The organism is Curtobacterium sp. HSID17257, from assembly GCF_003989515.1.
Lineage (GTDB): Bacteria > Actinomycetota > Actinomycetes > Actinomycetales > Microbacteriaceae > Curtobacterium.
In genome coordinates, this window is record NZ_RBLU01000224.1 from 1 (window position 1) to 1,158 (window position 1,158).

General features: G+C 75.0%; 1 protein-coding gene. It reads left to right on the forward strand.

From position 1 onward, the window contains the following. The first annotated feature begins 246 nt into the window (after positions 1-246). A complete protein-coding gene (locus D8M35_RS16155) occupies positions 247-945 on the forward strand; it encodes a 3'-5' exonuclease (protein WP_238638285.1) in 699 nt (232 codons plus the stop codon). Positions 946-1,158 lie beyond the last annotated feature (213 nt).

Sequence of the window (1,158 nt, forward strand, 5' to 3'; positions counted from 1 at the left end):
GTCGCCGTGGCTCGTCCTGGCGTCCTCGCCGGGCGGGCCGCGCGGAGCGTGTCGTGGCGCCCCGCCAGGCGGGTCGCATGGAGCATGTCGTGGCGGCCCGCCAGGCGGGTCGCGTGGAGCGTGTCGTGGCGCCCCGGCAGGCGGGTCGCGTGGAGCGTGTCGGTGGTGTCCCGTTAGCCTCGTGGCGTGACGTACTCCGCAGCAGCGCTCGACACGCCCGCACCCGCCGCACCGGCCGTGCAGGACCTGAGCGGCCGGCCCTGGTGGCACGCGCTCGGCGTGTTCGACCTCGAGACGACGGGCGTCGACGTGGAGACCGCCCGCATCGTCACCGCCCATGTCGGCCTGATCGACATGACCGGTCGCTCCATCGCGGAGGGCGCCTGGATCGCCGACCCGGGCATCGCCATCCCCGAGGGCGCCGCCGCCGTGCACGGCTACACCACGGAGCGCGCGCAGGCCGAGGGCCGCCCCGCCGGCGAGGTCGTCGCCGAGATCGTCGCCGCGGTCGAGGCCGTCTTCGCCCGCGGCATCCCGCTCGTCATCTACAACGCGCCGTACGACCTGACGGTGCTCGACCGCGAGGCCCGCCGGCACGGCATCGCCTCCCCCGTCATCGGCAACGTCGTGGACCCCCTCGTGATGGACAAGGCGCTCGACACCTACCGCAAGGGCAAGCGCACGCTCGAGGCCGCGTCCGAGCTCTACGGCGTGACCCTGTCCGACGCACACGACGCCGCGGCGGACGCCATCGCTGCCGGGCGTGTCGCGCAGGCCCTCGCGGCGAAGTACCCCGAGGAGCTCGGGGTCTCCGCCGAAGAGCTCCACCGCAAGCAGGTCGGCTGGTGCGCCGAGCAGGCCACCTCGTTCCAGGACTACATGCGGAAGAAGCGCGACCCCTCCTTCACCGCCGACGGTCGCTGGCCGCACCGCAACGGCTCGTAGCGCCGCCCGCCGCCCTGCGGCCGCGTCGTCGTACGCTCCGGTGCCCGCCGGCCGCCGGTCGAGGCAGGGCCGCGCACAACCAGAAGCACGTCGGACCGCGCAATCGCGCGGCGCGACGTGCTCCGCGTGGTGCGCGAGCACGACGTACCAGGCACCGCGAACCGCGGGCGTCGCACGGGGTCCGCTGCCGGAGCGGGTCGGCGGGTGCCGCTG